At 69.8% G+C, this 26,431-nt stretch carries 23 protein-coding genes and 1 pseudogene; 12 read left to right on the forward strand and 12 right to left on the reverse strand.

Features of this window, described 5'->3' with window-relative positions; translation table 11 throughout:
* Nucleotides 1–22 precede the first annotated feature (22 nt).
* Nucleotides 23–466, reverse strand: coding sequence for a hypothetical protein (locus tag C3E87_RS08275; protein WP_076061525.1), 444 nt, complete (start codon nt 464–466; stop codon nt 23–25).
* A gap of 191 nt (nt 467–657) precedes the next feature.
* Between C3E87_RS08275 and ddaH the strand changes: the two are divergent.
* Nucleotides 658–1,524, forward strand: a pseudogene (ddaH, locus tag C3E87_RS14875) (dimethylargininase); the annotation flags it as partial.
* A 9-nt stretch (nt 1,525–1,533) separates the two neighbouring features.
* Nucleotides 1,534–2,766 carry an ornithine--oxo-acid transaminase gene (gene rocD / locus C3E87_RS08280; protein WP_198928253.1) on the forward strand — a complete coding sequence of 411 codons (1,233 nt, stop codon included), beginning with the start codon at nt 1,534–1,536 and terminating at the stop codon, nt 2,764–2,766.
* Nucleotides 2,767–2,802: 36 nt separating this feature from the next.
* On the opposite strand, the gene C3E87_RS08285 is transcribed toward rocD, so the two are convergent.
* Complete coding sequence (locus C3E87_RS08285; protein WP_076061531.1) at nt 2,803–3,864, reverse strand: NAD(P)-dependent alcohol dehydrogenase; 1,062 nt, start codon at nt 3,862–3,864, stop codon at nt 2,803–2,805.
* Nucleotides 3,865–3,874: 10 nt separating this feature from the next.
* The gene (locus C3E87_RS08290) at nt 3,875–4,708 is read right to left on the reverse strand and encodes a hypothetical protein (RefSeq protein WP_076061533.1); all 834 of its coding nucleotides are present in this window, start codon (nt 4,706–4,708) and stop codon (nt 3,875–3,877) included.
* Between the two features lie 205 nt (nt 4,709–4,913).
* Here C3E87_RS08290 and C3E87_RS08295 point away from each other — a divergent pair, with 205 nt between their 5' ends.
* The 7 genes from C3E87_RS08295 (at nt 4,914) to C3E87_RS08325 (ending at nt 12,515) form a co-directional block, all read left to right on the forward strand.
* Nucleotides 4,914–5,558, forward strand: coding sequence for an SAF domain-containing protein (locus C3E87_RS08295; RefSeq protein ID WP_076061535.1), 645 nt, complete (start codon nt 4,914–4,916; stop codon nt 5,556–5,558).
* On the forward strand, nt 5,558–6,358 hold the full coding sequence (locus C3E87_RS08300) for a hypothetical protein (protein ID WP_076061537.1): 801 nt from the start codon (nt 5,558–5,560) through the stop codon (nt 6,356–6,358). Before C3E87_RS08295 ends, C3E87_RS08300 begins: the two co-directional genes overlap by 1 nt.
* The gene (locus C3E87_RS08305) at nt 6,355–7,806 is read left to right on the forward strand and encodes a CpaF family protein (protein WP_076061539.1); all 1,452 of its coding nucleotides are present in this window, start codon (nt 6,355–6,357) and stop codon (nt 7,804–7,806) included. Before C3E87_RS08300 ends, C3E87_RS08305 begins: the two co-directional genes overlap by 4 nt.
* Before the next feature lie 185 nt (nt 7,807–7,991).
* Complete coding sequence (locus C3E87_RS08310) at nt 7,992–8,657, forward strand: type II secretion system F family protein (RefSeq protein WP_158069059.1); 666 nt, start codon at nt 7,992–7,994, stop codon at nt 8,655–8,657.
* Nucleotides 8,654–9,529: a hypothetical protein gene (locus tag C3E87_RS08315; protein WP_143570947.1), complete on the forward strand. Its 876-nt coding sequence runs from the start codon at nt 8,654–8,656 to the stop codon at nt 9,527–9,529. Before C3E87_RS08310 ends, C3E87_RS08315 begins: the two co-directional genes overlap by 4 nt.
* A gap of 111 nt (nt 9,530–9,640) precedes the next feature.
* On the forward strand, nt 9,641–9,823 hold the full coding sequence (locus C3E87_RS08320) for a hypothetical protein (RefSeq protein WP_076061546.1): 183 nt from the start codon (nt 9,641–9,643) through the stop codon (nt 9,821–9,823).
* A gap of 1 nt (nt 9,824) precedes the next feature.
* Entirely contained in the window at nt 9,825–12,515 is a 2,691-nt protein-coding gene (locus C3E87_RS08325) for a LysM peptidoglycan-binding domain-containing protein (RefSeq protein ID WP_076061548.1), read from the forward strand.
* A gap of 54 nt (nt 12,516–12,569) precedes the next feature.
* Here C3E87_RS08325 and C3E87_RS08330 read toward each other — a convergent pair whose 3' ends face one another.
* From C3E87_RS08330 to C3E87_RS08350, 5 genes are all read right to left on the reverse strand, one after another.
* Nucleotides 12,570–16,064, reverse strand: a complete 3,495-nt coding sequence (locus C3E87_RS08330) for a PIG-L family deacetylase (RefSeq protein WP_076061551.1) — start codon at nt 16,062–16,064, stop codon at nt 12,570–12,572.
* A 117-nt stretch (nt 16,065–16,181) separates the two neighbouring features.
* Nucleotides 16,182–17,348 carry a carbohydrate kinase family protein gene (locus C3E87_RS08335; RefSeq protein WP_076061553.1) on the reverse strand — a complete coding sequence of 389 codons (1,167 nt, stop codon included), beginning with the start codon at nt 17,346–17,348 and terminating at the stop codon, nt 16,182–16,184.
* A complete protein-coding gene (locus C3E87_RS08340; RefSeq protein WP_076061556.1) occupies nt 17,345–18,154 on the reverse strand; it encodes a carbohydrate ABC transporter permease in 810 nt (269 codons plus the stop codon). Before C3E87_RS08340 ends, C3E87_RS08335 begins: the two co-directional genes overlap by 4 nt.
* Nucleotides 18,151–19,065 carry a carbohydrate ABC transporter permease gene (locus C3E87_RS08345; protein ID WP_083665500.1) on the reverse strand — a complete coding sequence of 305 codons (915 nt, stop codon included), beginning with the start codon at nt 19,063–19,065 and terminating at the stop codon, nt 18,151–18,153. Before C3E87_RS08345 ends, C3E87_RS08340 begins: the two co-directional genes overlap by 4 nt.
* A 3-nt stretch (nt 19,066–19,068) precedes the next feature.
* Nucleotides 19,069–20,451: an ABC transporter substrate-binding protein gene (locus tag C3E87_RS08350; protein WP_076061561.1), complete on the reverse strand. Its 1,383-nt coding sequence runs from the start codon at nt 20,449–20,451 to the stop codon at nt 19,069–19,071.
* A 104-nt stretch (nt 20,452–20,555) separates the two neighbouring features.
* Here C3E87_RS08350 and C3E87_RS08355 point away from each other — a divergent pair, with 104 nt between their 5' ends.
* Both C3E87_RS08355 and C3E87_RS08360 read left to right on the forward strand, forming a co-directional pair.
* Nucleotides 20,556–21,323 carry a DeoR/GlpR family DNA-binding transcription regulator gene (locus C3E87_RS08355; RefSeq protein ID WP_076061564.1) on the forward strand — a complete coding sequence of 256 codons (768 nt, stop codon included), beginning with the start codon at nt 20,556–20,558 and terminating at the stop codon, nt 21,321–21,323.
* A complete protein-coding gene (locus tag C3E87_RS08360; protein WP_076061567.1) occupies nt 21,320–22,687 on the forward strand; it encodes a 6-phospho-beta-glucosidase in 1,368 nt (455 codons plus the stop codon). The genes C3E87_RS08355 and C3E87_RS08360 overlap by 4 nt, the downstream gene beginning before the upstream one ends.
* A 63-nt stretch (nt 22,688–22,750) precedes the next feature.
* Here C3E87_RS08360 and C3E87_RS08365 read toward each other — a convergent pair whose 3' ends face one another.
* The 4 genes from C3E87_RS08365 to C3E87_RS08380 all read right to left on the reverse strand — a co-directional run bounded on the left by C3E87_RS08365 (nt 22,751) and on the right by C3E87_RS08380 (nt 25,532).
* Nucleotides 22,751–23,629 carry a fructose bisphosphate aldolase gene (locus C3E87_RS08365; protein ID WP_076061570.1) on the reverse strand — a complete coding sequence of 293 codons (879 nt, stop codon included), beginning with the start codon at nt 23,627–23,629 and terminating at the stop codon, nt 22,751–22,753.
* 97 nt (nt 23,630–23,726) lie between these two features.
* Nucleotides 23,727–24,461, reverse strand: coding sequence for a phosphatase PAP2 family protein (locus tag C3E87_RS08370; RefSeq protein WP_076061572.1), 735 nt, complete (start codon nt 24,459–24,461; stop codon nt 23,727–23,729).
* Between the two features lie 40 nt (nt 24,462–24,501).
* Nucleotides 24,502–24,930 (reverse strand): deaminase, encoded by a 429-nt coding sequence (locus C3E87_RS08375; protein WP_076061574.1) that lies wholly within the window; start codon nt 24,928–24,930, stop codon nt 24,502–24,504.
* Entirely contained in the window at nt 24,927–25,532 is a 606-nt protein-coding gene (locus tag C3E87_RS08380; protein ID WP_143570948.1) for a hypothetical protein, read from the reverse strand. Before C3E87_RS08380 ends, C3E87_RS08375 begins: the two co-directional genes overlap by 4 nt.
* Nucleotides 25,533–25,604: 72 nt before the next feature.
* Between C3E87_RS08380 and arfB the strand changes: the two genes are divergently transcribed.
* Nucleotides 25,605–26,045, forward strand: a complete 441-nt coding sequence (arfB, locus tag C3E87_RS08385) for an alternative ribosome rescue aminoacyl-tRNA hydrolase ArfB (protein WP_076061576.1) — start codon at nt 25,605–25,607, stop codon at nt 26,043–26,045.
* Nucleotides 26,046–26,431: the final 386 nt, after the last annotated feature.

Here is a 26,431-nt window from a genome sequence, read left to right on the forward strand (position 1 = left end):
AAACGAACCCTACTCGTGTCGGTTACGGAGCCGGTGATTCAGAAAGCAACCGCTGGAGGACCCGGCGGTAGCCGGCCCGCAGCACCGGCACGGCGAGCCAGTGGAGCCTGCGTGGCCACCACGGCAGGTGCACCGCCTGCCGCCAGATGACGGTGGCGCCGCCGTCGTCGGGCAGGCACTCCACCCGGATCAGCCCACGGATGGCGCGCCCCTGCTTGCGCAGCCGGGCCGAGCAGCGGCCGGGACCCGCGTCGAGGTGTTCGACGACCATGGGGTCGTCGAAGCCGAACGGCCCGATCGCGGTGCGGGCGACGAACCGCACACCGGTCTCCAGCTCGGCGAACGAGGGCGCGGGGGCCAAGGTGGTGAAGGGGATGTGCCTGCTGTGGGCACGGAGATCGAGCACACGGCTGAGCGCTTCGGGAGGCGGACAATCGGCGTGCAGCGTGACCGTGAAGCGGCTCATGGGCCCCAGCCTACGAGGTCGCGGCCGGCTCACCGCACCCCCGAAATGGGGCTGGTAAACCGCAGGGACGGATGCCAGAATGAAATTGGCGTGCCCGTGTCGCATCTTCCCCGCCCGCCCTGGTGGGCGGCGGGTGGAAGTTCCGCCGGGCCCTGGGACAGCGTCCGCCTCGTCTATTCCCGAGGAGCATCATGTCCACGACGGAAACGGCCCCAGCCCCCACCCCCATCCGCGCCATCGAGCGACGCACCGCGCACCATCGTCGCTACCTGATGTGCCGGCCGGAGCATTTCACGGTCACCTACGCGATCAATCCCTGGATGGAGCCGGGCAGGCCCACCGACACGGCCCGCGCGATCGAGCAGTGGCAGAAGCTGCACGACCTGTATCTGAGCCTGGGCCACGAGGTGGAGCTGATCGAACCGGTCCCCGGCTATCCCGACATGGTCTACACGGCCAACGGCGGTTTCCTCATCGACGGCCGCGCCTACCTGCCGAAGTGCCTCTTCGAGGAGCGGGCCGGTGAGGCCCCGGCGTTCGCCGAGTGGTTCCGCACCCACGGCTTCGACACCGTGGAGCCGACGGAGGTCAACGAGGGCGAGGGAGATTTCCTCCTCGTCGGCAACACCATCCTGGCCGGCACCGGGTTCCGCTCCACGGACGACAGCCACCGCGAAGTGGGGGCAATCTTCGGCCGCGACGTGGTCTCGCTGAACCTCATCGACGCGCGCTACTACCATCTGGACACCGCCATCGCCGTGCTCGACCCCGTCCAGGGCACGGAGCACGGCGCGCCGGCCAGGGCCACCATCGCGTACCTGCCCGGGGCCTTCGACGCGGCCAGCCGCGCCATCCTCGAGGACCGCTACCCCGACGCCATCCGCGTGTCGGATGAGGACGGCGCCGTGTTCGGGCTGAACTGCGTGAGCGACGGCTACAACGTCGTCATCGCGCCCGGGGCCGAGGACTTCGCGAAGCAGCTGCGCGCACGCGGCTACAACCCCATCCCGCTCGACCTGTCCGAGCTGCTGCTCGGGGGCGGCGGCATCAAGTGCTGCACCCTGGAACTGCGCGGCAGCCACGTCACGACGGCGGGCCCGCACCCCGGAGGCGGGGAGGCGCACGTCGCGCACAACTACCACCCGCTGCCGGTGACCATCGCGTCCGCCGAGGGCGTCTGGGTCACCGACGTGGACGGGAAGCGCTACCTCGACCTCCTCGCCGCCTACTCAGCGGTGAACTTCGGCCACCTCCATCCGGCGCTCGTCGACGCCGCCACCCGCCAGCTCGAGCGGGTCACGCTCACCAGCCGCGCCTTCATGACCGACCGCCTCGAGCCGTTCGCCGAGGCGCTCGCGAGGCTCTGCGGCAAGGACATGGTGCTGCCCATGAACACCGGCGCCGAGGCCGTCGAGACCGGCATCAAGGTGGCCCGCGCCTGGGGCTACCGCGTCAAGGGCATCCCTGCGGACAAGGCGCGCATCATCGTGGCCGCGGGCAACTTCCACGGCCGCACCACCACCATCATCAGCTTCAGCGACGACCCGGTGGCGCACAACGACTTCGGCCCGTTCACGCCCGGTTTCGACGAGGTGCCCTACGGGGACGCCGACGCCATCGCCGCCGCCATCACGGAGGAGACCGCGGCGGTGCTCATCGAGCCGATCCAGGGTGAGGCGGGCGTGATCATCCCGCCCCGGGGCTACCTGCGGCGGATCCGCGAGTTCTGCGACGGGCGCAACGTGCTGTTCATCGCCGACGAGATCCAGGCGGGTCTGGGCCGCGTCGGCGAGACCTTCGCCTGCGACCGGGAGGGCGTCGCGCCCGATCTCTACCTGCTGGGCAAGGCGCTCGGCGGAGGCATCCTGCCCGCCTCCGCCGTCGTCGGGGACCGCGCGGTGCTCGGCGTGCTGCGGCCCGGGGAACACGGCTCCACCTTCGGCGGCAACCCGCTGGCGGCGGCGGTGGGGTTGCGCGTGGTGGAGATGCTGGAGACCGGCGAGTTCCAGGAGCGTGCGCGCAGGCTCGGCGAGCATCTCGCCCTGGGGCTCGGGAGGCTGCTCGGGCACGGTGTCACGGCCATTCGCGTGGCGGGCCTGTGGGCGGGCGTCGACATCGCTCCCCCGCTCGGGACCGGGCGCGAGATCAGCGAGAAGCTGATGGCGCGCGGCGTCCTCGTCAAGGACACGCACGGGCAGACCATCCGCATCGCGCCGCCGCTGGTGATAGGCGAGACGGAGATCGACTGGGCGCTGGAGCAACTCCGCCTGGTGTTGGAGGAGTCGACGCCCCGCTCGTGACGCCGCTCGGGCGGCAGCACGGGTTGGGGTGTCGGGTCAGTCTGCCAGCGTCGAGGCGTCGATCACGTAGCGGTAGCGCACCTTCGAGGCCACCACGTTGTCGTAGGCCTCGTTGATCTGGCTGGCCGGGATCACCTCGATGATGGGCCGCACGTCGTAGTCGGCGCAGAAGTCGAGCATCTCCTGGGTCTCGCGGATGCCGCCGATGTTGGAGCCGGCGATGACGCGGTTGCCGCTGATGAGGCGGCCCAGGCCGACGGTGGCGTTGCCGTCCGACGGGAGGCCGACGTTGACGACGACACCGTGGGGCCTGGTGAGGCCGACGAGGACGTTGAGGTCCACGCCGTCTGAGATGGTCGACAGCACGATGTCGAAGGAGGCGCGCATCTTCTTCATGGCGTCGCGGTCCTGGGTGGAGACATAATCCGACGCGCCGAGCTTCAGCCCGTCGTCGCGCTTGGCGAGCGTGCGCCCGAACACGGTGACGTCTGCGCCCATCTTGGCGGCGAACTGCACGGCGACGTGGCCGAGCCCGCCCATGCCGATGACGGCGACGCGCTTGCCCGGCCCGGCGCCCCAGTGCTTCAGCGGGCTGTAGGTGGTGATGCCGGCGCACATGAGCGGCGCCGCGTGCTCGAGCGACATCTCGTCCGGCACGCGCATGAGGTAGTCCTGCTCGACGGTGATGCCCTGCGAGTAGCCGCCGGCGGTGGGTTCGCCGTCGCGTCCGCGGTCGTTGTAGGTGCCGACGGTGCGCTGGCCGGCGGGCGCGGTGCAGAACTGCTCCTCACCGTCCCTGCACATCTCGCATTCGCCGCAGGAGTCCACGAAGCAGCCCACGCCGACACGGTCGCCGACGGCGAACTTGGTGACCTCTGAGCCCACCTTCGTGACCACGCCTGCGATCTCGTGACCCGCGACGAGCGGGTAGATGGTGTCGCCCCATTCGGAGCGCGCGGTGTGGATGTCGGAGTGACAGATGCCCGCGTAGGCGATCTCGAAGTAGACCTCTGTGGGGCCGGGTTCCCGGCGGGTGATGGTGGTCTTTTCGTACCGGCCGGTGGGCGAGTCGATGGCGTAGGCGATGACCTCAGGCATGAACCCGAGGTTACTCGCCGCCCAAACCGATGAGCCATTCGGCGTCGGACTCCGGCCCGGGCATGGGCGCCTCGGCGCTGGCGTCCGGGACGGTGCAGTTCATGGGCTCGCCCGGCGGCGGGCCGAATTCCTTGCCGCCGAAGATGACGTCCTTGGCGTAGGCGTAGTACGCGTCGTGTTCGCCCGTGTCGTACGGGTTGTCGAGCGCGCAGCGGCCCACGTAGTAGCCGATGACGTCTGCCCAGACCTCGGTGACCTTGCTGCCGGCGTACTCCGAGAAGCGGCCTTCCTTGGCGTACAGCTTCTTGAAATCGGTCCAGTAGGCCGGCTCCGAGTAGCGGTCCGAGTTGAGCACGTGGGCCAACTCGTGGGCGACGAGGCGGGTCAGGCGTCCCTCGTCACCGGAATCCAGCGCGCGCTGGAACTTGGCGAAATCCAGGGAGACGTAGCCGCTCCTGGTGAGGCTCCAGTCGCCCCACGCGTAGCCGCGGATGTTGGTGGTGTTGATGCCGACGGTGCCCGTGACCTTGCTCTGCAGGTCTTTGCGGTAGGAGGTGCACTCCATGGCGTCGAGCGTCTCCCAGAGGATCTTGATCGACGGGCGGCGCGCCTCCGTCCACTGCGAGCCGGCCAGCTTGAAGCCGAAGTTGGCGGCGAGCTGCGCCTGGATGTCCTCGATGGACGCGCCGTCGGGGAACGGGAAGGTGGAGGCGCAGGGGCTGGGGATGCCGGTGACCGGTACGACCGGCTCAGGGGCGATCGGAAGCGCATCCGCGGTGGTGGCGGCGATCGAGCCAACCGCTACAGCAGCCAGCGCTGCGAGCGAGGCGATCAGTTTGCGCACGTGTTGTCTCCCGATGATCTTCGTCGATTCCGACAGGACAAGAGTTCCTTAGAATTCTCAGGAAATCAAGCCGGGCCAATGCTACCGGTTGCCATCACTCACGGCGGCTGATTGCCGATGCCCGCCCGAGTTATCCACAGCCCTCGCGCTGAGTGCAGGAAGTGACCCCTTCGCGGCCTAGATTCGCGTTCGCAGGAGGGGGCCAATGCTCAACACGGACAGACCGACGAAACCAGACCTGACACCGCCCTCGGCGCCGCGGCCCGAGGCGGTCCAACTCCGAGCCCGGCGCAGCCCGAAGCTCATCGCGCTGGGCGTGCTGCTCGTGACGCTGGGTGGCATAGGCGCCGCGCTGCTCTACACGATGAACGCGGACCAACGGGCCGTCGTGGCCATGGCGGTCGACGTGGCCAGGGGCGACGTGGTGGACCGCGACGACCTCATGGTGCTCGAAGTGCCCGGTTCGCTGGCAGTCGCGGCGGAGGGTGCCGAATCGCTGGAGTCCCTCGTCGGGCAGGTCGCGCGCACAGATCTGCCTCAGGGGTCCTTCCCCCTGCGTCGCCATGTGGGCGAGGAACCACTCCCCGCAGGACAGACCCTCGTGGGCCTGCGGTTGGCGCTCGGCAAGCTGCCGGCCAGCGACCTGCCGCCCGGCACCACGGTGCGCTTGGTCGGGCTGCTCGACGGCGCCGACACCGCCGTCGACGCTCTGGTGGCCACCCGTCCGCAACTGCTCGACGACGGCGCCAGCTACGCACTCGACGTCCAGGTGGCAGACGGGGAGGCCGACACCGTCGCCAGGCTGTCGGCAGCGGATCAGGTGGCCCTCGTCGTGACGACGGAGGGCTGATGGCGGTCATCCTCCTCACCTCCGCCACGGGCGCCCCCGGCGTGACGACGACGTCGCTCGGCTTCGCGCTCACCTGGCCGCGCCACGTGCTCCTGGCAGACTGCGACCGCGAGCCCGGTCAGTCGGTGCAGGCCGGTTACCTGCGGGGCATGGACCACGGGGGTCGGGGCCTCATGAGCCTCGCGCACCTCAACCGGGAGGGCAGCCCGTTGGCCCCAGAGCTGTGGCGCCAGACCCTCCCCCTCGTCGACGGCGGCGACGTGCAGCGGCGGTTCCTCCCCGGGTTCACGTCCCCTGGCGCGTCCCGGCTCTTCGAGCACGTGTGGCCGGTCCTCGGCGAGGCACTCGAGTCGCTCGACGGTCAGGGCGTCGACGTGCTGATCGACGCGGGTCGCCTCTCGACGAGCGGCCTGCCGCTGGGTCTCCTCAGCGCCGCAGACGTGGTGCTAGTGACCGTCCGTTCGTCACTTCGCTCCTTGGCGGGAGCGCGGATCCACCTGCCCACGCTGAATGATCAGGTGGCGGCGCTTTCACGGCAGCCCGCCGTGGGGCTGGTGGTGGTGGGCGGCGGGCGGCCGTACTCGGCCTCGGAGATCGCGGCCCAGTTCGCCGTGCCGGTCTGGGCCGAGGTGCCGTGGGAGCAGAAGTCCGCCGACGTCCTCAGTGATGGCGAGCGCGAGCCGCGCCGGTTCTTCGAAGGATCGTTCATGGGCCGGTTGAGGGCGGACGCGAAGGCGGTCTCAGAGCGACTCAGCCGGGCGCGGCAGGCAGCGACGCTGGTGAGCGGAGGAATCAGATGAGCGTGCACGAACTCCCACCGTTGTCGGGAGCGCTCGGCCGGCTCGGCGCCTCCCCGGCCGGGCCCATGCTGCCGACGCGTGCCGCGCGGGCTGCCAGCTCGCCCGCCACGCCGCCGCGCATGCCTGGGCCGCCGTCGACCGTGGACTGGCAGCTGGTGGTGACACTCCGACGGGAGGCGGCCGAGGCGATTTCCCTCGCCGGTTCGGAATGGCTCACCGGCCACGGCCAGCCCATGCCTGAGGCCGACAGGCGCGTCCAGGGCCGCTCCGTCATCCGGCGCGTGGTCCACGCTCACGCCCAGGCACTCGGCGACTCCGGCGAGGCGCTGTGGCCCATGGAACTCGAGACGCGCTACGCCGACGCCGTGGAGAGCGCCATCTTCGGGTACGGGCGGCTCCAACCGCTCTTCGAGATCCCGGACGCCGAGAACATCGAGATCCACGGCTGCGACTCGGTGATGATCCAGTACGGCGACGGCAGGCGGGTGGCCCACCCCGCCGTCGCGGATTCCGACGAGGAGCTCGTCGACGCGATCCGCTTCCTGGGGGAGACCGCCTCGCCGCCGCGCCCCTTCGACGACCTCCATCCGACGATGACCCTCGCCCTCGGGAGCCGCTTCCGGTTGCACGCGATCGGCTTCGGCCTGTCGTACCGGCCGAGCGTCGTCATCCGTCAGCACCGGCTCACCGACGTGACGCTGTCAGACCTGGCCGAAACCGGCATGTTGCCGCCGCACGTCGCCAGGCTGCTGCAGTCGGCGGTGCTCGCCAGGAAGTCCGTGGTGATCTCAGGCGACCAGGGGGCGGGCAAGACCACCCTGCTGCGGGCATTGATCGCCGCCATCCACCCCAACGAACGATTCGGCACCCTCGAGACGGACTACGAGCTCCTGACCCACCTGCTGCACAACCGGCGCAACGTCCTGGCACTGCAGGCCCGGGTGGGGATGGGCGAGACCTCCGGCGGCGTCGGGGTCGGCGACTACACCGTCGCAGACCTCATCCCCGAGGCGCTGCGGCAGAACCTGACCCGTCTGGTCGTCGGAGAGGTGCGTGGCGCGGAGGCGGGCGCCATGTTCGAGGCCCTGCAATCGGGCGCGGGAGTGCTCAGCACGACGCACTCCCACTCGGCCACCTCCACCATCGACCGTCTGGCCGCGCGGGTAGCGCAGGGACGCGTGCTCAGCATCGAGGACGCCATGAACCAGATCGCGCACCACATCGACTTCCTCGTGCACGTGCAACTCACCGACGACACGTGGCGCGGCGGTCAGCGTCGCCGCTTCGTCTCCGAGGTGCGCCAACTCACCGGATCCGTCGAGGCCGGCCGTCCCGCGACGCACCTCGTCTACCGGGCCGCAACCGGCTCCCAGCAGGAGTGGTTCCAGCCGGAGGCCGCCATGTCCGCGGAGCTCGCGGAGTTCGACGGGGCGTCGTTATGGGGGTGATGGTGGCCGCAGCCCTGGGGTGCGCGGTCGGGTTGGGCTTCACGGTGCTGGTGGCCGGCCTGCGCCGCACCCACCACCCTCTGTCCACAAGTTCGTCCACAGGCGTGTGGACAACACTCAGACGGTGGTGGACAAGGCTCACACCCCGACGGAGAGCGTGGTTCGGGGGCGCCCTCGGCGCCGGCGTGCTGGCGACCGTCATCACCGGATGGTTGCCCGCCCTGCTGCTGGTGCCCGGTGCGGCGATCATCGTGCCGTTGCTGCTCATGGCGCCGCCCAACCGGGAGATCGAGGTGATCGCAGCTCTGGACAGGTGGGTCAGGCTGCTCGCCACCGCGCTCTCCTCGGGCAAGTCCATCCGCGATGCCATCTTCGCCACCAGGCAACAGGTGCCGCCGGTCTTGGCCGGACCGGTCGTCCGCCTGTGCGTGCGCCTCGATCAGCGCTGGACGATGCGTGACGCGCTCTTCGCCCTCGCCGACGAGCTCCGCTCAGCGGATGCCGACGCGGTGGTCGCCGCCCTGGTGATCGCCGCAGGCCGCGGCGGGGCCGGTGCCCGCGCCACCCTCGCCGCACTCTCGGACACCAGCCAAGACCGGCTCCGCGCGCTGCGCGAAGTGGCGGCCGAGCGTGCGAAACCGAGGGCGGTGGTCCGGCAGGTGACCTACATCACCCTGGCCGTACTGGGCGCGGCGCTGCTCTTCAACGGCGAGTTCTTCGCGCCCTACCGCTCCCCGCTGGGGCAGTTGCTCGCCGTCACCCTGGCCTGCGCCTATCTGGGCTGCCTCGTGGTGCTGCGGCGCCAGACCGTGCCGCCCATGGCGCCGCGCTTCCTGAGGAGCCAGACGTGATAATGGGACTGGCCATCGCCTTCGGCATGGTGGCAGGTCTCGGGGCGTTGCTGGTGGTCCGAGGGGCGCTCGCTGCCCCCGTCCGGCTGGACGACGCGCTGGCGCTGCTCGACAGGCGGCACACCTCGCCCGAAACAGCCGGCTCCGCCGGACTCGACAACTGGGGTGAGCGCCTCCACCGCCGGCTCCGGCTGCCCCTCACTGCCCGGCAGCAGCGGCTGCTGCTCATGCAGGACCGCACCGTCGGCGACTTCTTCGTGGAGAAGCTCGTCTGGACGGTCACTGGATTCTTCCTCCCCGCCCTCTGGGGCGGGCTGCAGTTCGCGATGGGGCGCCCGGTAGGCCTCACTCCTTTCCTGGTGGCGCTGGCCGGAGCGACCGCCGGCTCCTTCATCGCGGATCTCCGGCTGCGCTCCGGCTCCGAGGAGCAGAAGCGCTCAGCGGTCGACGGGATCCACACGTTCTTCGACCTGGCGGTGCTGGAACGCCTCGCCAATGCCTCGGCCGCGCAGGCTGCGGCGAACGCGGCCGCCATCTCCGACGCCGCGCTGTTCAGGCGGATCTCCGCCGGGCTCGAGCGGGCGCGGATGGAGCAGGTGCAACCGTGGCCGGAGCTTCGGCGCATCGCGGCGGAGTGGGGCATTCCGGAACTGGCCGACTTCAGCGACGTCATGCAACTCGAGGAGCAGGGTGCCGGTGTCGCCGACGCCCTCCGCGCCCGCGTGCGCGAACTTCGCGACGCGCACCTCAGCCAGCAGAAGGCGAAGGCGCAGGAGGCCAGCGAGGCGATGACCCTCTGGATGACCATCCCCGCGCTCCTGCTCGGCGTCGCCCTGGTCGCCCCGGCGCTCCTCACCCTGATCGGGGGTTGATGTCAAGCCTTTCCTCCCCCTGTGGACAACTTTTCCGACTTTCCTGCCAGACCTGTGGATAACAGGTGTACCGAGCTCCCGATCAACCAGAGTGTCCTTTGAGGAGGAACCATGTCAGCAATCCACCAGACCGTAGAACTCATCGTCCGCGCCCTCGTTCCGGCCCCGCGTCGCGACGAGCGTGGCCTCAGCCAGAGCACCGAGAACGCCATCCTGCTCGCGGGAGCGGCCGGCATCGCCGTCATCATCATCACGGTCATCACCGCCTACGTGACCGACAACCTGCCGGGCTGACGTGAGGACTCTCGGCATCCGACTGGCCTCGGCGGGCTCGGCGATCCTCGCCCTGGGCGCGCTGCTCGTCGGCGTGCCGTGGTTCCTGTACCGGTTCACCGACGCCACGCACCTGCTGGGGGTCGACTCGGTCACGGCCCTCACCCTGGGGGCAGATTCCCGGCTCATCCTCGGGCTCTTCAGCGTCGTGGCCTGGGCCGCGTGGGCGGTCGTGGCGCTCACGGTGCTGCTGGAACTGATCGCGGTGCTCAGCAGGCAGCGGATCCGCGTGACGCTGCCGGGCACCGGCTGGCTGCGTCCGGCGGTCGGCGCCCTCGCGATGGCGGCGGTCGCCTCCCCCACCCTGGCCATGGCGGACGGTGGCACCACCCCACTTGTCGCGGAGCCACCACGCGCTCCTGCCGCCGCGGGGATGGACGCGACGGCGCCCGCCGCCTCGTCGACCGCCCCAGCCGGGCGTAGCTATACGGTGCAGCCAGGTGACGAACTCTGGGCCATCGCAGAGCTCGAACTGGGTTCGGGAGAGCGCTGGCGGGAGATCGTGGCGCTGAACGAGGGCGTCTCGGATGTCTCGCGTCTCCACCCGGGCGACATCCTCACGCTGCCCGACGACGCCGCGAAGCCTGCGCACACGGTGGTGGTTCAGGAGGGCGACACCCTCTGGCACATCGCGGGCGCCGAACTGGGAGATCCCAGCCGCTGGCCCGAGCTGCACCGGGCCAACGCAGACACGGTGGCAGACCCGGACCTGATCGAGGTGGGGTGGGAACTCCGCCTACCTGAGGGCGCTGCAGGCGCCGTCGCTCCCGTCGCAGAACCGGCCCCCGAGGCAGTCGCCGAGCCGACGACTCCCCCCACCGTCGAGCAGGCCGAGTCGCCCACCACGTCCCCACCAGGGTCCCCCGAGGAAGCGGTTGCTGAAGCCTTCGGGCGGGGGTACCCCATCGACGCAGCGCTACCGGAGCACCCTCAGGATCCCGCTGCCGCGGCTGGCCAGGAGGCCACAGAGACAGACGCAGGTGCGGACGCCGACGATCAGGACACCGGATCAGCCGAGGACTTCTCGGGGATGCTCGAACCCGTGGGCGCGGCGCTGGCCAGTTCCGTGCTGCTGGGCGTGGCAACGCGGCGTCGGGCGCAGGTGCTCGCCCGGGCGCTGGGCCGTCGCCTGATCCCCGTGCCCCGGCAGGTCTCGCAGTTCTGGACGGCGTTGGCGCACAGAGCTGAGACGACGGACGCCGCGGCCCCTGATTCCGGGCCCACCGCCGTGGTGCTCGGTTGGGACGGTGAGGAAGCCGTCCAGGTGAACCTCGAGGCCGAGCGGGCCGTCCTCTTCGACGGCGACGGGGCCGTGGCTGCACTGGGCGCAGTCGTGACGGAACTGTCCTGCAACCCGTCGGCCAGCAGCGTGTCGCTGGTCGTGGTGGGCGGCGACGACTGGGTGCGGGCCCTCGACGACCCCCGCGTCAGCGGTGAGAGCGGCATCCCCGCGGGGCTGCACCGGTTGGCACGTCTTTGTTCCGAGCGCCGACTCGCGATGCGCCAAGGCACGCTGGCTGCCATGCGCGCAGACGACAACCTACGCGATGCCTTCGCGCCCACCGTCGTCGTCTTCCTGGAGGGCCTGGAGCCGGCCCACCTCGACGCGGTGGGCGATGCCCTCGCGCTGGGCGAGGTGGGCGTCTCGGTGGTGGCGCCGACGGCGGGGCCATCCCCGCTCCCGTTCTCCCGGGTGCTCGTCAGCCCGCAGCAGGGCCTGTTCCGGGGCCGTAGCTTCACCCCTCAGCTCGTCACCGCTCCCGCCCGCCGGGCGCTCGTCGAGCTGTTCGCCACCACCGGCCGGCTCGACACGGAGCCCGCGCCCTGGTGGAGGGGCGACGACGACCTCCCTCCCAACGTTCTCCCCCTCCCCCGGCTGGACCGCCCCGAGGAGCGACCCATGACCACCATGCTCAGCTCGCCGCCCCATCCCGTGCTCTCCCTCCTCGGGCCGGTGGAACTGGGCGGGACCACCGGTACCGCACCCACCCGCGCGCTGGGGCAATGCATGGAGTACTGCGCCTGGCTGCTGCAGAACCCCGGTGCCACGCCCACCCGGATGCTGCGCGACCTCCAGGTGGCGGATGCCACCCGCCGCTCGAACATGAGCCGCCTGCGCACCTGGCTGGGGGCAGACCCGTCCGGCCAGCCCTACCTGCCGGACGCGTACACCGGCAGGATCGCGCTCGACGAACGCGTCACGTCAGACTGGGAGCAGTTCGTCGCCCTGCTCAGCGGCGGCGTGAACATGGCGGGCAGCCACGCCCTCCGGGACGCCCTCACCCTGGTGCGCGGCGAGCCGCTCGGCACCTTCGGGTTCCAGTGGCAATGGGCCCAGCAACTGCGCGCGGACATGATCGCGACGATCGTCGACGCCGCCTGCGTCCTCGCGGACCGCTCGCTCAACCAGGGAGACCTCGAGACCGCCATGTGGGCCATCGCCCGGGGTCGGCTCGGCTCGCCCTCAGATGATGCGCTCGCCGTGCGGGAGATCGAGGCCCTCGTCAGGGCGGGTCGTCAGACCGACGCTGAGCACGCCGTCGTCCGGCTCAACCGGGCGTTGCGGGCCGACGCCCGTGACCTGGAGCCGGCACTCGCCCTCCGGGTCCAGGACGCGATGCAGACGCCGGCCCGGCGGGCCCTGTCCGAATGAGGAGGGGCGGGTGGCAACCGCCACCCGCCCCGCTTCACATCAACCGCTCAGGGGTCAGACGCGCTCCTTGAACAGCACGATGTTGTTGAACACCCACTCATTGCTCTGGGTGAACGTGTACCCGCCGGTGGGCTTCGCATGCGCCTGGTACACCGTCACCTTCGCGTAGGAGCGGCAGCCGCCCCGGCCGGTGGCAGCCGTGTCGCACTCGGTGCGCCACATGCGGCCGTCGGTCGCGGTCCACGCCCCCGTGAACCCCAGCGGGTTCTTCGCCCAGTCGGCGCGGGTCATGTACGGCAGGTAGGTGAGGTTGTTGAACGCCCAGCCCGTGGTGCGCACGAACTTGCCGTCCTCCACCTTGATCGTCGTGGCCCAGATGTAGGTCCAGCAACGCTCGGTCTGCGAGTACAGCTCACATGTGGTCTCCCACTTGCGGCCGTTGAGGTCGTGGTAACCCGGCAGCGTGTAGGGAGGGGTGCGCACGAAGTCCGGCTTACCGGGCGACGTGGGCGGCGTGACGGGCGGCGTGACCGGCGGCTTCGTCGGCTCCACCTCGCGCAGCACCACCGGGTAGGCCCAGGCGTTGACCGCGCTGGTGGCACTCTCCTGGAACGAGATCAGGATGGTGCCGTCCTCGCCCATCAGCGTCTCCAGGTCTGCTGCGTCCAACGCCAGACGGACGGTGGAGGCACCTGTGCCGATGGCCTTCTCGACGGAGCCGAGCAGACGCCCACCCATGTCATCGCCCCACGGCGCGGCCGCGGTGTCGGTGGCGAGGTCACAGGTGGAGAAGCCCCACTCGTCGCCCTCACAGCTGGACACCCAGACCGGGATGGCGGCGGGGTTGCCGTTCCAGGCGAAGGCACGCAGCGTGCCGGCCTTGGCGCTGGCCACGGAGATGGTGGCACCGTCGTCGTCGAACGAGACGTCCTGCACGGTGAGCGCACGGCTCGCGTTCAGACCCGCGATGGTCACGCCGCGGGCGGCGGACTGGTAGATGGTCTGAGGCGACTCGACGCCGAGCAACGCCTGATCAGGGATCTGCGGCGTGTCCGGAGTGGTCGAACGACCCTCAGGCGCCGTGTAGCCCTCAAGGTAGGCGTGGCCCCAGCGGTACGGCTCGGACTGCTGGCTTCCGAACGGCGACCACGCCGTGCGCGTCTTGCCGATGAAGGTAGCCACGTCGGAGTCGTACGGCGTCACGTTGAGACCCAGGTAATCCGGGTCCACCACGTTGGTCGCCTGGGCGCCCGTGGGGGCGGTGCTGGTCACCACTGCCGCAGGCAGGTTCTCCAGCGGGATCTTCACCTCGACGGTGAACCCGCCGTCGACGTAGGTGCCGTCCTCGTTGAGGTCGAAGTCGACAGCCACTTCCTGGCCGGGCGAGTTGGGCCCGCCCTCAACGGTGGCGGCCAGCGGACCGGACGAGAAGCCCTGGTGGTTGTCGGCGTCGCGGCTCCAGCACGGCCCGTTGGGGCCCTGACCCGCGGCACCCGAGGCGTCGTCCGTGAACGGCATGATGCCGGTCTTGAACGTCGTCGACGTGTCGCGCGACCCCCCGAGGGGATCGAGGAGCACCTCCACCGAATCCACCAGCCAGTGGCCGAAGCAACGCTCAGGTGTGGCGGCGGCGCTGGCGATGTTGTCCACCACGAACGCCTGGGCGTAGAGGGCGTCGCCGTGCCAGGCGAGCCTCACAGTGCTGCCCGCGCCACAGTCGGTGCCGTCGGGATCACAGGCCTGGCCCTCCCAGCGGCGGCCGATGTCGAGCGGGGCGCCGTAGAACTCATCGGCGACACCGTCAACCACGAGCGCCACCTCAGCCTCCGGGATCACCGTGGTGGGCACCACGTACAGCCGCAGCGTCTCGGTGCTGGTCGAGCCGAGCGCGGTGGCCGTCGTCACGATCGGCACCTCCGCGATCCGTCCGCCCGGATCTGCCGGGTCAGTGTGCGTGACGACGAAGTCGACGGTCGTCTGGGCGCCGGCGGCCAGCGCCGTGTAGGGCTGGGTGGCCTGGTCGACGGTGAACCCGGCCGGGACGGTGACCGAGACGTTGCCGCTCTGGGGCACGGTGGTGCGGTTGCTGACGATCACGGGGATCGTCACCGACTCGCCCGCGCCGATCTGGCGCTCGGCCGCGGAGCGACCCGACACCCGGGAGAACTCATCGGCCCACGCTTCGTAGGAGGCGAAGTTGCCCCACCGCTCGAACTGGCCCTCGACGCCTGCGACGAGCTGCACGCGGGTGTCGTTGTACGCGGTCACGGAACCGTTGCTGAAGCGGGCCTCGATCTTGTAGCGGGCCAGTGCGGCGTCGTCGGCCGGCGTCACTGTGAGCGTCACGCTGGATTCAGCGTCGGCGCTGATGGGGCCGAGTTCCGTGTCACCGGTGACGGCCCAGCCTTCGGGCAGCCCGAGGGTGACGTCGCCGGCGGCGATCGTGCCTTCGCCCGACTGCGCGGTGACGGTCACGTCGAACGGCACGCCGGGCGCCTGGAAGTAGTCGCCCACGTCGATCGTGTAGGTCGAACCCAGCGGCATGCCGCCCGGATCCGCGATCACGCTGCCGAACAGGAGGGCGTCGTCGCGGGCGTTCGCGGCGGTGCCATTGGGCTGGAACGGCACGATCGACCGGGAGATGCCGTAGCGCTGACAGAACGGCTCGAAGATGCCGGTGTGCTTGGTGCGGGCCTGGGTGGGATGGCCACGGTTACCCTCGCGGCCCACCTGCGCCCACGTCATGAGCGTGCCGGGCTCCTGTTCCTGCACGTTGCCCTCGAGCCACGCGTAGGGGGACTCGAAGCCCGTCCACGTCCCCACGACGGTGAACTGGTTGTTGTCCGCAGGCACGAAGCCCGCATTGCATTCGGGTCCGAGCACCCCACCCGTACCGTTCGTGGCACCGCCGGAGGTGGTCACCTTGACCTGCCACGGTTCCACCGCGTCAGGACCGGTGAGCTGCTCCGGGAACGCGGTGGGATCCGCGGCCATCTGGGCCGCCTCCCAGTTCACGCGGCCGGCGTACTGGTGGTGTCCGTGACCTGCGGGGCTGGGCGCGAAGCCCATGAGGATCTCAGGCTGCGTCTGGCGGATGATGTGCACCACCTGGCGCTGGATGCGCTCGGAGCCCCAGACGTCCTCGGTGAGGGCGGCGCTGGTGTTGTACCAGAAGTCCACTGCGTCGATGTTGTAGATGTCGTACACGCCCGAGCGGTAGAAGGAGGTGCGGTCCTCGTTCTCGCGGCGCAGGCCGAGATCCGGGCCGGCCTCGTCGCCGACCGAGTTCGAGCCGCCCTCACCACGCGTGAGCATGACGACGCCGCACTTGACGTCGTAGCGGTCAGTCCAGACGCCACAGGGGGTGGTGAAACCGGCGTCATCATCGGGATGGGCCCAGATGCCGAGCACATCGATCTTGTTGGGATTGACCTCGGTGGTCACGGACGGCTCGCCCACGGCGAGCTCCACGTCCTGCGCCCACGCTGGGACTTGTAGACCGAAGCCGACGGCCAATGCGCCGACCAGGGCCAGCAACTTGCGTCTCATCAGGGAACCTCCAATGGCAACGACGGCGTTGCCCTAGTTGGATGAGGATGATGGTCATACTAGGCACGACCTGTGTGCATTTGCGAGGGTCTGCGCGAAGTTGATTGAAAAGGGCTGTCAGCTCCGGGGCTCGGCACCCGGAACCGGGCGCGCGAGGGGCGAGTCCGCATCTGAGGCCAGGGCGAACGTGCCCTGGGCCCGGCGCACCCCGTGCACCTGGTGGGTGGGGATGAGGTCCGCCAGGAACGCGTATTCCCGGCCGATGTGTGCCGCGCGGAGGTCGCCCTCCTCGCGGAGCTTCTCGAGGTTGCGCCACCAGTCGGCAAGGTCGCCCCAGCCGGGAGCGGCCAGCGAGCCGCCGAACTGCCGCACCGCCAGCGATGAGCTGAGCGAGGCGAACTGCAGCCGCTGCTCCAGGCTCCAGCCGGAGATGGTGCCCAGGATGATGGCGGCGGCGAACACGTCACCGGCCCCCGTCGGGTCGATGGCGTCGACGGCGACACTGGGGCAGTAGGCCTCCTCCCCCGTCGTGTTGTCGATGGCGTACGAGCCCCGCACGCCGTCGGTCACCACCGCCAGCGGCACGAGGTTGGCGAGCGCCCGGACGGCGTGGCTCGGCCGGTCCGTGCGCGTGTAGCCCATCGCCTCCACGGCGTTGGGGGTGAAGGCGTGGCACTGGCTGAGCGGCGCGAGGTGCGCCTTGTCCCAACGCCCCGTCTCGTCGAAGCCGACGTCAGCGAACATCAGCGTGTTGTCGTGGCGGAGCTTGTCCCACCAGAGGCCGGGCCGCTTCAGGTCGACGGCTGCGGCGCGGGCGGCGGGGGCGGTGAGCAGGAGGTCGTCGAGGGGTTCGGGGAGGACGTGTTCGTGGGTGACCATGCCGCGGTCGCCCCTGAAGGCCATGGACACGGTGATGGCCGAGTGGAAGTTCTGGAAGCGCCGCGAGCAGGACAGGTCGATGTGCTCCTGGTTGGCCAGCGTGTCCCACATCCAGTCGGCGTAGGCGTCGTCGCCGAAGCCGGCGACCAGACCGGTGCGCAGGCCCAGCCGGGCCGTCGCCGTCGACAGGTTCGCGATGCCGCCCGGGCACGAGCCCATGCCGGTGCTGAACAGTTCCTCGCCGGGCTCCGGGAGCCGGGGGAGACCCGTGAAGATCAGGTCGAAGAAGAGCGGGCCGGTGGTCACCACGTCCAGCGGCGGGTCCTCGTCGGAGCGCAGGTCCGCGAGCGGATCCCAGTCCCAGCAGTCGTAACAGACGGGTTCCTGGTGCTGATGCTGGTTCATTCCTTCGACGCTCCTTCCAGCATGCCGCTGATGAAGTAGCGCTGGAGCAGCAGGAACACCAGGATGATGGGTGCCGCGATGATCACGCCCGCAGCGGCGAGCAGCGCGTGATCAGAGGTGTACTGGCCCTTGAAGATGGCCAGGCCGAGAGGCGCGGTGCGCCACTGCCCGCCGGGGCTCATGATCAGCGGGATGAGGAACTCGTTCCAGGTCCACATGAACATCAGCACGGCCACCGTCGCGATGGACGGCAGCGACGGCGGCACGATGATGCGCCACAGCGCGGCCATGCCGGAGGTGCCGTCGATGGCGGCCGCCTCGATGAGGTTGCGGGGCAGGGCGCGGAACTGGGCGCGCATCCAGAACGTGCCGAAGGCCACCGACTGCGCGATCTGCGGCGCGGCGATCGCCCAGATGGTGTCCGTGAGGCCCAGGTTGCGCAGGTCGAAGAACAGCGGGATGACGATGGCCTCGGACGGCACCATCAGGCCCAGGAGGAACAGGTAGAACAGCACCGTGGACCCGCGGAACTGCATCGTGCCGAACGCGTAGCCGGCCAGGATCGACAGGACCAGCGCCACACTCACCACGAGGAGCGCCACCAGCAGCGAGTTGGTCAGCGCCGTGCCGAAGCGGCCCAACTCCCACGCCGTGACGAAGTTCTCCCAGTGGAACGCTCCTCCCACGACGCCGATCTGCGGGCGCAGCGAGGTGAGGAGGATGGTGATGATGGGGAACAGCGCGAAGAGCGAGAAGAGGCTGAGGATGAGGTAGTTCATCAGCTTCTCGCCGGCCGAAACCTTCACCGTCGCACCTCCTTCTCTTCACCGATGCGCGACACGAACACGTTGATGATGAACACCAGCAGCGTCAGCACGATCGCAACGGCCGACGCCGAGCCCACCTGCTTGAGGTTGAACGCGCGGTTGTAGACCTCATAGCTGGGCACCGTCGTCGCCGTGCCGGGCCCGCCGGAGGTGGTGACGTAGACCAGGTCGAACGTCTTCAGCGCGGCGATGATCGTGAGCACGAGCGCGGTGGTGATCTCGGCGCGGACGCTGGGCAGCGTGATGGCGAAGAACTCGCGCACCGGGCCGGCGCCGTCGAGGCGGGCCGCCTCGTAGAGGTCGTTGGGGATGCGGCTCATGCCGGCCAGGAGCAGCAGCATGACCAGGCCGGTGGACAACCAGAAGCCGATCATGCCGACGGCGGGGAGCGCGAAGTCCGGGTCGCCCAGCCAGCCGCGCGCGAAGTCACCCAGGCCGACGAGTTCGAGCACCGCGTTGAGCAGGCCGCGCGGCGAGTAGATCTGGTACCAGGCGACGGCGACCACGACCAGCGCGATCACCTGCGGCATGAAGATCACGACGCGGAAGAACCCGAGGCCACGGACCTGGCCGCGCCGCAGCACTGCGGCGAGCACGAGGCCCACCACCAGAGGCAGGATCGAGTAGAAGAAGATCAGGACCAGCGCGTGGCTGATGGCGGCGAGGAAGCGACGGTCGCCGAGCAGGTCTGCGTAGTTACCCAGCCCCACGAACGTGGAGGGGCCGAAGCCCGGCCAGTCGTACAGCGAGAACTGGCCGGCCCTCAGCAGCGGATAGAGCAGGAAGGCGGCGTAGACGAGGAAGGCGGGCAGCAGGTACAGATAGGGCGTCGCCCGCCCGCGGATCACCGCGGACGGGTTGCCCTTCCCCCGCCTACCTCGTCCTGCCATGGGTCACTCGCCCGTGAAGCCCTTGTAGTCGTCCTCGAACGCCTGGAGCACCTCGTCGGCCGAGCGCTGGCCGCCGAGGACCTCCTGGAGGCCCTGGCCGGCGGTGTCGGAGAACGTGGGCGTGGCGTAGTCGAGGTACGGCAGCAGCGTGCCCTCCTGGGATACCTTGTCGAACGCCTCGAAGATCTCCTTCTGGACGCCGGATTCAGGCGCCAGGTCGGCGGCGCCGAGCACCGGGAAGCCGCCGTTCTCAGCGATCAGCTTCATGGCCTCGTCGCTGGTGATGTAGTCGATGTAGGCCACGGCCGCGTCCTTGTTCTCGGCGTTGGCCGGGATGGAGAACGGGATGCCGGTGCCGCCGGTGGTGGCGAGTTCGCCGTTGACTGCGGGCGGCGGGGCCATGAAGCCGAGGTCCTCGCCCATCACGCCCTCCATGTCGGTGCCCAGCCAGGAGCCGCCGGGCAGGAAGACGCCGGTGCCCTTGGTGAAGTCGTTCCAGGCGGCGTCGTAGTCGGTGCCGTTGGGCGAGGTGCCGAAGTAGCCCTCGGCCCCCCACTTGGCGAACTGTTCCATGGCGGCCTTGTTGCCGTCGGAGACCCAGCTGGCGCCGGCGTTGCCCATGCCCAGCTTCACGGCCTCTTCGGGCTCAATGTAGTTGGCCATCAGCGGGCCGAAGACGTGGATGGCCGGCCAGCCCTCGATGTTGCCGAGGATCATCGGCTGCTCGCCGGCCTCCTTCGCCTGGTCCAGGATGGCGAAGTACTCGTCCCAGGTGGTGGGCAGCTCGGCGCCCAGTTCCTCGAGCTTCTTCTTCGAGTAGAAGATGCCGACGATCTCACCGGTCTGCGGGAGCCCGTACAGGTTGCCCTCGCCGAACGTCGTGCCGTCGGCGGAGTACCGCACCTTCGAGAGCACCGAGGCCGGGAAACGGTCCTCCCAGCCGTACTGCGCCGCGTACGGCGACAGGTCGGTGAGCTGACCGGCCGTGACGAACTGGCCCATGTCGCCGCGGGCGTTGTTGACCTGCACGACATCGGGCACGTCGTTGCCGCTCAGCGCCAGGGAGACCTGCGCCTTGAGGTCGTCGAAGGACTGGCTCTGGCGGTCGATGGTGATGTTGGGGTACTTCTCCATGAACGCTTCGTTGAGGGCGACGAGCGCGTCGTTCTGGCTGCCGCGGACCTCCTGGTCCCACACGGTGAGCGTGATGTCGCCCAGGCTGCCCGGGTCGACGCTGGGCTCAGCCGCGGCGCTCGACCCGCCGTCGGCAGGGGCGGCGGTCTCATCCGGGGCGTCAGATCCGGGGGCGCAGGCTGCGAGCATGCTCAACGACGCAGCGGCCGCAACGGCCGCCTTGAGCAGCCGGCTGATGGGACTGGGCGACATGGGGGTCCTCCTTGACGGTCTGTGGCTCTGAGTCTGCCACGTTCTGTTTGGTGATGATCGATGTTTAGCGATAATGATTGGACATCGCGGCTAGGGTCAGTGTCATGCTGACAGATGTGCGCCTCCGCAGGGTGGCGGAGTTCGTGCACGCGAAGGGCTCCGCGTCGGTGCCCGAACTCGCCAGCACGCTGGGTGTGTCCGAGGCTACCGTCCGCCGCGACCTCCAACAGCTCTCCGACGCGGGCCTCGTCGAGCGGGTGCGCGGTGGCGCCTGCCGGCCGCACAGCATCCGCCCCGAGGCCGACCACGCCGCCTTCGACGTGGTGGCCGGGCAGGAAACCCACGAGAAGCGCCGGATCGCCAAGGCCGCAGCCGCGTTGGTCAACGACGGCGACGTGGTGGCGCTCGACATCGGCACCACCGTGTTCGCCATGTGCCCCTACCTGCGGTCACGGTCGATCACCGTGGTCACGGCCTCCCTGGCGGTGGTGGCGAAACTCAGCGACGCCCCGCACGTCGACCTCGTGGTGATGGGCGGCGTGCTCAGGCCCAATTACCAGTCTCTGGTGGGGGTGCTGACCGAGTCGTGCCTGCGTCAGGTCCGCGTCGACGTGGCGTTCCTGGGCGCCGCCGGCATCCGGCCCGACGGGGCGGTCCTCGATTCGACGCCCAGCGAGGTGCCCGTCAAGCGGGCCATGATCGAGGTGTCCACCCGTTCCTGGCTGTTGGCCGACCACGCCAAGTTCCCGGGCGCCGGATTCCTCGAGATCGCCCCCATCACGGCCTTCACCGGACTCGTCACCGACAGCCCCGCGGGGCCGGAGTCGCTGCACCTTCCCCCTGAAACGAATCTGGAGGTTCGCTACCCATGAAACTCGTGATCCTCGGCGGTGGCGGCTTCCGCGTACCCCTCGTCTACGAAGCGGTGGCCACGGACCCGGTGGCCATGTCGGACGGCCGGCCCTTCATCGAGGAGGTCGTGCTCTACGACACCTCGCAGGAGCGGCTCGACGGCATCGAGCGGGTCATCCGTGCGCGGGCCGCGCAGCTGGAGAACCCGCCGACGCTGCGGACCGGCACGGACCTGCGCACCGCCCTGGCGGGCGCCGACTTCATCTTCTCCGCGATCCGGGTGGGCGGGCCCGCGGGCCGGGTGAAGGACGAGCGGGTGGCGCTCGACCTCGGGCTGCTCGGCCAGGAGACCATAGGCCCCGGCGGGCTGGCCTACGCGCTGCGGACCATCCCGGTGATGCACGAGGTCGCCACGGCCATCGCCGAGGTGGCGCCCGAGGCCTGGACCATCAACTTCACCAACCCGGCCGGCATCGTGACGCAGTCCATGCGCCGGGTGCTCGGCGAGCGCGTCGTCGGCATCTGCGACACCCCCATCGGGCTGGTGCGGAGGGTGTCGCGGCTGCTGGGCGTCTCGCTCGAGCACGACCAGGACCGCGTCGACTACGACTACCTGGGGCTCAACCACATGGGTTTCCTCCGGTCGGTCAGCGTCGACGGTGTGGACAGGTTGCCGGAAATCCTCGCGGACGACGCCCGGCTCGACACCATCGAAGAGGCCCGGCTGATCGGCAAGGACTTCGTGCGCGCGCTCGGCGCCCTGCCGAACGAATACCTCTACTACTACTGGCACACAGACTCCGCCGTCGGACGGATCGGGCAGAACGAGCAGACCCGCGGCCAGTACCTGGCGGCGCAGCAGAGCCAGTTCTACGAGAATGTCGCCGGGGCCACCGACCCGCTGCGCCTGTGGCACGAGGTGCTGCACGAGCGTGAGGCCACCTACATGGCCGAGGCCCGCGACGAGGAGCGCCGCGAGGAGGACATGGGCGGTGGCTACCAGGAGGTCGCGCTGCGGATGATGCGGGCGCTGGCCACGGGGCAGCCCGAGCGGATGATCCTCGACGTCGCGAACCTGTCGGACGGCCGGCGCGTGGTGCCGGAGTTGCCCGACGACGTGGTGGTGGAGGTCGCCTGTGTCGTCGACGGCGACGGGGTGCACCCACTGCCCGTCGGGCCCGTGAGCCTCCTCGAACTGGGCCTGATGGCTCGGCTCCGCGGCGCCGAGCAGGCCATTGCCGAGGCCGCCCTCACCCGTGATGCGGACAAGGCCTGGGAGGGCTTCGCCTCGCACCCGCTGGTCAACTCGCCGGAGCTGGGCCGCAAACTGCTCGACGGCTACATCGCCGCGCACGAGGAGATCGCCGCGCTGTTCGCCCGTTGAGCCGGGTGGCCGGAATGTGGAGGGCGCCGCCGAGGCCCGCCGCCCACATCTGCGCAACTCCGCTCAGGTGTTCGACGCGGCGTAGATGCTGCCGATCGACTCGTCGAGCAGCGCGTCGAACTCCTCCTGGGTCTGGCTCCCCATGAGCCCCTCGGTGAGGGCGCGTGAGAAGCTGGCCACGACCCCGTGCTGGCGCGCGAGGCGCTCGTTGGATTCGGCGCGCGTGTAGCCGCCGGAGAGCGCGAACACCCTGAGCACGCGCGGGTGGTCGACGACGTCGCGGTAGAGGTCGTCGACCTCCGGCAGCGTCAGTTTGAGCATGACCCACTCGTCATCGGGCAGGGAGTCGAGGCCCTGCATGAGGAGGTCGTGGAGCTGCTGTTCGGCGTCCGCCTTGAGCGGGCTCTTGATGTCGATCTCCGGTTCGAGGATGGGCACCAGGCCGGCGGCGAAGATGCGCCGGCCGATGTCGAACTGCTGATCGACCGCAGCCTTCAATCCGGCGCCCGGCGTGATGACGACCGAGCGCATCTTGGTGCCGAACACCTGGTGGTCCCTCGCGTCGGCGAGCACGTCGTCGAGCTGCGGGATGTCCTTCATCAGGCGGGCGCCGGACTCCTCGTCGAGGAGACCCTTGTCCACCTTGAGGATGGGTACCACTCCCTTGACCTTCCACAGGTACTCGGCCGTGGGCCGTCCCTCCACCTGGCGGTGCAGGGTGTCCTCGAAGAGGATGGCGCCGAGAATCCGGTCCCCGTCGAAGCTCGGGCTGGTCATGATGCGGGTCCGCATCTCGTGGACGCGGTTGAACATCTCGGCCTCATCGGCCCACGATTCGATGCCGTAACGCTTCAGTGCGCCAGGCGTGCTGCCACCGCTCTGGTCGAGCGCGGCGATGAAGCCGGGTGCGCTCTGCATCTTCTCGAACTGGTTCTCAAACATGGGGCGCCCTTCCCTTCTACGCGGGGCCGCGCCGGGCGGGCGGGCGACGCCGCCCGGCTCCATTCACCCTCCCATTGTTCCACCTTTGACTGGGGTTTCAGGCCGGAGCGCGTTCCTCCTCCACCGGCCCGGGCTCTGTGCGGGACCGCACGGCATGCCAGATGCGGTGGCATCCGATGACGACGGCGAGCCACGCCAGACCGATGACCCAGGCGCCGAACACATCGGTCAACCAGTGGTGCCCCAAGAAGACCCGGGAGAGGCCCATGGAGATGGAGTAGAGCGCCGCCAACGCGGCGATGACCCAGGTGAGCCAGCGCCGGTGCTTCCAGGTGTCGCGGATCAGCAGGTAGGCGAGGATGCCGGCGATGACCAGCGCATTGAGGCTGTGCCCGCTGGGGAAGCTCATCGACGACTCGAACGGGGGCACCGCCTCCACGATGGGCGGCCGGGCGCGTCCGATGTAGTTCTTGCCCAGGATGGTGATCAGCAGCGAGCCGCCCACGGCGATGACGGTCAGGATGAGCGGGGTGATGTCGCGCCAGCGCCAGCTGAGGAAGGCCACGACGACACCGGTGACGATCGGCTGCCAGAAGGGCCCGCCGGTGTTGGAGTACCAGGCGACGAACGAGGTGAACCCCGGCGTGCGCGCCGCGAGGGCCCAGTCGAGCACCGGGCGGTCCCAGGCCGCGACCCCGTCGTTGTCCGCGATGGATTCCATGATCTCGCCGAACAGCTCGGTCAGGACGATGGCAGCGACGAGCGCGACGGCCAGGGTGACGCCCAGCAGGAGCGACGCCTTGGCCTTGACGGAGGGCTGGGGCAGTTGCATCCGACAATGCTCGCACGGCCGCTGGCCAGTGGCCCTCGACTCAGCCAGCGAGTTCGACGCTGAGTCCGCCCTCGCGGAGGATCTGCGCCCCGGACGGGAGGCCCACTTCGGAGCGCACCACTTCCGTGTACCCGGTCTCGTAGACGACCCTGGTCACGCGGCGCGAGTTGATGATCAGCCGTGCGCACGTGGCGCACGGCTCGTGGGTGACGAACAGGGTGTGGCCCTCGCCGTTCCAGTTCGCGGCCAGGAGGGCGTTGACCTCCGCGTGGATGAACCCGCTCTGGCCCTGGGCCATGGACTCGCGTTCGTTGGGCTCGCCGGCGGCCCGGCCGTTGTACCCGACCCCCACCACACGGTGCCACCGGTCCAGCAGGCAGGCGCCCACCTGGACCTTCGCGTCGGCGCTGCGGGTGGCCCAGAGGCGTGCGGTGGCGAGGCCGAGTTCGTCGAACGAGGGGCGCGTCATGCGGCTGAGTCTAGAACCCGCACAGCCCTGCCCCCTCGGCGCAGCGCGGCAACGAGACCTGCGCCGCCGAGGACCAGCAGCGTCGCCCCGCACAGGACGCTGGACAGCATCCCGGGCCAGGGCGTCGCGCCGGGGAGGTCGAACATGCCGCAGTAGAACGGTTCGACGACGGCTCCGGCCGGGACCGCGAGCCGAGCAGCGGCTCCCCAACCGCCGGGGCGGCCCGCGGCCGCCCCGATGAGGCCCAGCGGTGCGCCGATGGCGCCTGTGAGCAGGAACCAGTTGAGGTTCTCCGCCCAGATGTCGCCGGTGTAGACGCCGAGGACCTGCCCCAGCCCGTAGTGGGCACCCAGCAGGAGCCACCCGCTCAGGACTCCCGCAGCAGCCGCTTGGCGCGGGCGGCGCACCAGGCGGCCGGCGAGGATCAGGGCGCCCGCCCAGGCGGTGCCGGTGTTGAGCAACTTCGTGAGGGTGAGGCGCGTGGCGAGCAGCCCGTTGGCGTCGCCGTTCAGCTCGGAATGGGTTGCGAGGCCGCTCACCAGCGACACCACCGCCAACGCGAGGGCCACCGCCAGCACCCATCCCCAGGATCTCCGCACCATGCCTGGCAGCCTATTGCGGCACGGCAGGCGCGGGGATCCACCTGGGGTACTGATCCTCGTAGACTCCGGGGCATGAGCGAGTTGACCGTCGACCCGGGCCCGGGGATTCCCGACGGCCTGGTCATCCCGGCCGGCGAACTGCGGGAGCGGTTCGCCCGCTCGTCCGGCCCCGGCGGTCAGGGGGTCAACACCACCGACAGCAAGGTGCAGCTCTCGTTCGACGTCCGTGCCTCGACCACGCTCACGGAGGCGCAGCGTCGGCGGGTGCTGCACCGTCTGCGGCACAGACTGGTCGACGGGGTGCTCACCGTCGAAGCCTCGGAGGAGCGCTCGCAACTCCGCAACCGCTCCGCCGCCCGCCAGCGGCTGGCTGCGATGCTTCGCGAGGCGCTCGCCCCGCCCCCACCGAAGCGGCGGGCCACCCGCCCGACGAGGGGATCGGTGGAACGCCGGTTGCGGTCCAAGAAGCACAGGGCGGAGCTGAAGAGCGCGCGCCGTCGCCCGGGCGAATGAGCGGGCCCTCCTTCGGCGCGACGCATTGTCGAGCGCGCTGCAATCTGCGGGCTGCGCTCGGCAGCTGGCAGATCGGGACGTTTGGCCGGGGTTCGTCAAGAGCACCAAGAAGCTTGCTGCGCTGCGGTGGCGGCCCCCGGTCTGCACATCCTGGCTCCAGAGAGGGACGACAGCGATGGCCTTGCGATTTAGCGCTCATGCCGATGTGCGAGCCTGCAATCTGTCCGATTCATGCCGTGCTAATTGACTGATTCAAATTCTGCTTCTTGTATGGTTCGGGCATGGAGTATGCGCGCCGGATTCTGGATGACGAGTTGGATGAGCTGTTCGGGCAGGTTCCGGCGATCGCGGTTGACGGGCCCAAAGGGGTGGGGAAGACCACGACC

This window comes from Tessaracoccus sp. ZS01, from assembly GCF_022342445.1.
Lineage (GTDB): Bacteria > Actinomycetota > Actinomycetes > Propionibacteriales > Propionibacteriaceae > Arachnia.